Raw genomic sequence first — 5,780 nt, forward strand, 5'->3', positions numbered from 1 at the left:
AGGTCCTTCCACGTCCCGGCCGCGCCCGGCACCTGCGCCTGACCGCCCAGCCGGCCCTCGGCACCCACCTCGTTCGCCACCCGCGTGACCTCGTCACCGAAGGACGAGAGCTGGTCGACCATCCCGTTGACGGTGTTCTTCAGCTCCAGCATCTCCCCGGCCACGTCCACGGTGACCTTCTGCGAGAGGTCACCGTTGGCGACCGCCGTGGTCACCGCCGCGATGTCCCGCACCTGGATCGTGAGGTTCCGGAAGACCGTGTTCACCGAATCGGTGAGGTCCTTCCACGTCCCGGCCGCGCCCGGCACCTGCGCCTGACCGCCCAGCCGGCCCTCGGCACCCACCTCGTTCGCCACCCGCGTGACCTCGTCGGCGAAGATCCGCAGCGTCTCGGTCATCTGGTTGATGGTCTCGGCGAGCTTGGCGACCTCGCCGCGTGCGGGCACGGTGACCTTCTGCGACAGATCACCGTTGGCGACCGCCGTGGTGACCTGGGCGATCCCCCGCACCTGCGCGGTGAGATTGCCGGCCATGGTGTTCACCGAATCGGTGAGTTCCTTCCACACACCCGCCACACCCGGCACCTCGGCCTGCCCGCCGAGCTGCCCGTCGGTGCCCACCTCCCGGGCGACCCGGGTCACCTCGGAGGAGAACGCCGAGAGCTGGTCGACCATCGTGTTGACGGTCTCCTTCAGCTCCAGCATCTCGCCGGCCACGTGCACGGTGACCTTGCGCGACAGATCACCCTTCGCGACCGCGGTCGTCACCAGCGCGATGTCCCTGACCTGCGCGGTGAGCCGGTGCGCCATGGTGTTGACGGACTCCGTCAGGTCCTTCCACGAACCGGACATGCCCCGCACCTTGGCCTGCCCGCCCAGCTTGCCCTCGGTGCCCACCTCGCTGGCCACCCGCGTGACCTCGTCGGTGAACGTCGACAGCTGGTCGACCAGGTTGTTGACGGTACGCCCGACCTTCAGGAACTCCCCGCGCAGCGGATGCCCGGTCTCGTCCGGCCCCTGCGACCGCAGCTCCATGCGGGGCGACAGATCACCCTCCGCGACGGCCGACAGCACCCGGCTGACCTCGGACACCGGCCGCACGAGGTCGTCGACCAGCGCGTTCGACGCGTCGATCGCGGCCGCCCAGGACCCCTCGGTCGCGCCCGTCTCCAGCCGCTCGGTGAGCTTGCCCTCACGCCCCACCACCCGCCGCACGCGCGACAGCTCGCCCGTGAGGTGCAGGTTCCGGTCCGCCACCTCGTTGTAGACGGCGGCGATCTCGGCCATCACGCCGTCGCCCGAGACCGTCAGCCGCTTGCGGAAGTTGCCGTCCCGCATCGCTTCCAACGCCGTGAGCAGCCGGTTCAGGGCAGCGGTGTCCACAGTGGTGGTCCCATTGCGCGGTTTGCGTGATGCGCGCTGCTCACTCTGGGACTGTCCGCCTTTCGCGCGCGCCTTCGTGCCTCGCGTCGCTGCGCCAGACTCCACTGTGTCCCTCCCGCAAGGGTCGACCGGTCCTACTGGACGTACTACGCCGCATTCGAACGCTTCGTACTGCTCACACTGCTCGTGCTGCTCACACTGTTCGTACCACTCGTACCGCTTCGTACTCGGATACTCCCGCCCGGCGGATCCGCTGCCGCGATCCGCCGCACCGGGAAGATACGCGGACCCTCCCAGCCTGCTCCTGGCAGCCTGCCCAGTGTTTCACCATGGCTGAACCAGGCCATAACAGTTCGGCAGCTTCGCACACGGTCCGCACACCTCCGGACGGAAACACAGACGACCGGCATCCGCATGGACGGCGAAGGTAAGTAACCTTGCATGCGGCTGTCCAGCCATGCCGGTCCCGTCCGGCCTGGGCGGTGGCGCACGAGCAGAGCGGGCAGGCATCGGAGGGGCGGCCGCACCATGACCACCGGACTGCATCCCGGGGAGACCCCCCAGGAACCCAGGCCGACGGAGAACCAGCCCCTGCCCCGGCAGGAGGCCGTCCCAGGATCCCCCCACGTCGAGAACCGGACAAGGAGTGCTGTGATCACCGCGCGCGCGGCCGCCAGCTTCGCTGCCGTCTCACGATCCGTCGCGACCGCCCGCTCGTTCGTCCGCGACACCCTCCAGGGCTGGGGCTTCGCCGACATCGTCGACGACGCGGTCGTCCTCACCAGCGAACTCGTCACCAACGCGGTCGTCCACGCGGGAACCTCCGCCGACGTCCTGTGTCTGCGGGCCGAGGACGGCGTACGCATCGAGGTCGCGGACAGATATCCCGAACGTGAGATCCCTCTCCAGGGCAGCCACGTCAATATGGGCAGCCCGGACCGCGAGGGCGGCCGCGGTCTGCAGCTGTGCGCGGCGCTGGCCTCCCGCTGGGGCGTCGAGTACACGTCCACCCACAAGCAGGTCTGGTTCCAACTCGACCTCCCCGACCGCCCGGTGGGCACCCGCTCGGCCGGCCCGGCCCTGCCTCCCGACCTGCTCCCGCTCGCCGACGGCCGGGTCCGCGTCGCGGTCGTCCAGATCGACCGCGCGGGCGCGATCGGCGCCTGGAACGAGGACGCCGAGGAACTCTTCGGGTACGCCCCGGACCACGTCATCGGCAAGCCCCTCACCGACCTCGCCGCCTGGCCGCACACCCCCGGCACCAGCACCGGCGTCGCCGAGGCCCTCCAACTCTCCCGCTGGGAGGGCAGTTACGGCATCCGCGGCGCCAACGGCCGTGTGACTCCGGTCTACGCCTCCCACCTCCGGGTCCGCGACACCGCTGGAGATCCCTCCACGGTCTGTCTCCTCGTCCGGGACCACGAGCGCGCCGTCCTGCAGACCCCGCTGCGCATGGCCGCCGGCGACGGCTCCGGTTCCGGCGAGGGCCAGGCCGCGGACCCCTTCGAGGTCTTCATCGGCTCGCCCGCCCCCGACGACCTCGACGGCCTCCTCCAGCGCACGGTCGAGCGCGCCCGCGACATGCTCGACGGCGACTCCGCCTTCCTCCTCCTCGCGACCGACGACGAGACGGAGCTGGAGGTCCGGGCCTCCACGGGCCTCCCCTCCGCTCGCCAGCGCTTCGCCCGCGTACCCGTGGACGCGGGACCCGGCCGCTACGGCTCGGCCCGGATGCCCGCGGTCCACGACGACCTCACGGCCGTCCCCGGCGCCGTACCCCTCCTCAACGGCACCGGCATGCGCTCGGTCGTCACGGTCCCCCTCAAGGTCGAGGGCCGCCTCACGGGCTCCCTGGGCGTCGCCGCGGAGGCCCACGGCCGGTACTCCAACGAGGAGGCCCTACGCCTGCAGTTCGCCGCCGACCGCATCGCCCTGGCCGTCGAGTCCGCCCGGCTGGGCGAGCTGGAACGCCTGCGCCGCGGCTCGCTGAGCTTCCTGGTCGAAGCCTCCGACCTCCTCGCGGGCACCCTCGACCGCGACCAGACCCTGGCCCTCATGGCCCAGATGACGATCCCCACGCTCGCCACCTGGTGCGCCGTCTACACGATCGCCGACCAGGCCTCCGACCCGTACCTCAGCTACGTCCTGCACGAGGACGAGGACCTCATCGACGGCCTCAAGGCCCTCCTCTCCAAGATCCGTCCGCCCGAGCCCATCCCCACCCCGGGCGCCCGCGTCTGGACGGCCCCCGCCGAGGCGGCCCATCAGGCGGCCCTGCGCACCTCCATGCGCAGCCTCGGCCTCGGCGAGCCCGCCACCGTCAGCTCCGGCATCGGCACGACACTGGCGACCGCCTCGGCGGTGGGCGGCGAGACGGTCGTCCTGCCGCTCGTCGCCCGCAACCGCGTCATCGGCATGCTGACCCTCGGCAAGCCCACCGACGAGCACTTCCGCCAGGAGATCCTGGAGCTGGCCGAGGATCTCTCCCGCCGGGCGGCCCTGGCCCTGGACAACGCCCGGCTGTACTCGGAGCGGGTGGCCATCAGCCAGTCCCTCCAGCGCAGCCTCCTCCCGCCCGAGCTCCCCCAGATCGACGGCGTCGAGGTCGAGGTCATCTACCGCGCGGCCGGGGAGGGCAACGAGGTCGGCGGTGACTTCTACGACCTCTTCCCCATCCGCGACGGCGCGTACGGCTTCGCCATCGGCGACGTCTGCGGCACCGGCCCCGAGGCCGCCGCGGTCACCGGTCTGGCCCGCCACGCCCTGCGCCTGCTCGCCCGAGAGGGCTACGCGGGCCCGGCGGTCCTGGAGCGCCTCAACTCCGCGATCATCGACGAGGGCGCCCGCAGCCGCTTCCTGACACTCCTGTACGGCGAGCTGTGGCCCCAGGAGGACGGCAGCGCCGTCCTGAAGGTGGTCTGCGCCGGCCATCCGCTCCCGCTGCGCCTGCGCCAGGACGGCACGGTCGAGCCCGCCGCCGAACCGCAGGCCCTCCTCGGTGTGATGGAGGACCTGGAGCTGTACGAGCAGACGGTCACCCTCGACCCCGGTGACGTCCTCCTGTGTGTGACGGACGGCGTCACCGAACGCCGCGAAGGCACCCGCATGTTGGGCGACGACGGCCTCACCGAAGTCCTCACCACCTGCACGGGCCTCACCGCGGGCGCGGTCGCGGCCCGCGTCATGCGCGCCGTCGAACGCTTCGCCTCCGACGCGCCCTCCGACGACATGGCCATCCTGGCGATGCGGGTCCCCGGCCTGCAGACCGACTGACTCCGGACCGGCTGGCTCCGGACACGACAAAGGCCCCGCCCGAATCGGGCGGGGCCTTTCGTTTGAGCCCCCAAACGGAATCGAACCGTTGACCTTCTCCTTACCATGGAGACGCTCTACCGACTGAGCTATAGGGGCCTGTCACCTGTTCGAGGTTTCCCTCGCGGCAACGAGATAGATCATACCCGAACCGGCGCCCGCCTCGAACCACCCGGCGCCCTGCCGAACGGCACACACGCCCCGAGTCTTCCCGCGTGTCCGAGGAACTAGAAAGCCGGCTGCAGCAGCCCGCCGAGGGCGTTGCACGCGGACACCAACCGCTGCAGTTCGCGACGCGACATCTCGCCGCCGATGGGCAGGGCCAGCGTCTCGTCGGCCGCCCGCTCGGTCTCGGGCAGGCACACGTCCCGTCGGAAGCCGGGCATCCGGTGCACCGGTGTCTTGACCGGCACCCGGCACTCGACTCCCTTGGCCCGCACGGCACGCGCGAAGGCGTCCCGGTCCGGCCGCCCGTTCCCGGGTACCCGCACGACGTACTGCTGGAAGGTGTGTCCGTCGCTGCCGTCAGGAGTCCGAACTCCCTTCAGCTTCGCACTGAGGTACGCGGCCCGCCGTCGGCGCTCCCCCAGCTCGCTGTACGGCGTCTCCGACTCTCCCTGTTCCAGCACCAACAGCCCGTGCCGCTGCCCGATCTGACGCAACGCCGCGACGTCGGCCGACCCGCCGAAGCGATGGACGACGACCGCCGCCACCGTCCGCGACGTCACCGCGGCTTCGACAGCCGCCGCGTCCAGGCAGTACGTCGCCGGGTCTATGTCGGCGAACACCGGAACGGCACCTGCCAGGCTCACCGCCTGAGCGACCTCCGGATTCCCGAACGCCGGCACTACGACCTCGTCACCGGCGCCGACACCCGCGGCCCTGAGCATTCCAACGGTACCCATGCTGCGGATCCTGGTCTGGCAACGTGAACTCCAAGTGACGCACAACAAAAAAGAGCTGGTCCCCGAACCGAAATTCGGGGACCAGCTCTCAATATTTGTTCGGCGGCGTCCTACTCTCCCACAGGGTCCCCCCTGCAGTACCATCGGCGCTGTAAGGCTTAGCTTCCGGGTTCGGAATGTA

General features: G+C 70.7%; 3 protein-coding genes, 1 tRNA gene and 1 rRNA gene. 1 reads left to right on the plus strand and 4 read right to left on the minus strand.

Translation table 11 applies throughout. From position 1 onward, the window contains the following. On the minus strand, positions 1–1,382 hold a 1,382-nt coding region (locus tag ACFU5F_RS29640; protein ID WP_383893666.1), incomplete at its 3' end, for a HAMP domain-containing protein. A gap of 528 nt (positions 1,383–1,910) precedes the next feature. Here ACFU5F_RS29640 and ACFU5F_RS29645 point away from each other — a divergent pair. After that, complete coding sequence (locus tag ACFU5F_RS29645; RefSeq protein WP_383893669.1) at positions 1,911–4,655, plus strand: SpoIIE family protein phosphatase; 2,745 nt, start codon at positions 1,911–1,913, stop codon at positions 4,653–4,655. Positions 4,656–4,720: 65 nt separating this feature from the next. On the opposite strand, the gene ACFU5F_RS29650 is transcribed toward ACFU5F_RS29645, so the two are convergent. From ACFU5F_RS29650 to rrf, 3 genes are all read right to left on the minus strand, one after another. Beyond that, a tRNA-Thr gene (locus ACFU5F_RS29650) sits at positions 4,721–4,793 on the minus strand. 128 nt (positions 4,794–4,921) lie between these two features. Continuing rightward, positions 4,922–5,584, minus strand: coding sequence for a DegT/DnrJ/EryC1/StrS family aminotransferase (locus tag ACFU5F_RS29655; RefSeq protein ID WP_383893678.1), 663 nt, complete (start codon positions 5,582–5,584; stop codon positions 4,922–4,924). 112 nt (positions 5,585–5,696) lie between these two features. Then, positions 5,697–5,780: ribosomal RNA gene (gene rrf, locus ACFU5F_RS29660) — 5S ribosomal RNA — on the minus strand; the annotation flags it as partial.

The organism is Streptomyces sp. NPDC057438 (assembly GCF_042802995.1).
In the GTDB taxonomy this organism is placed as follows: Bacteria; Actinomycetota; Actinomycetes; order Streptomycetales; family Streptomycetaceae; genus Streptomyces.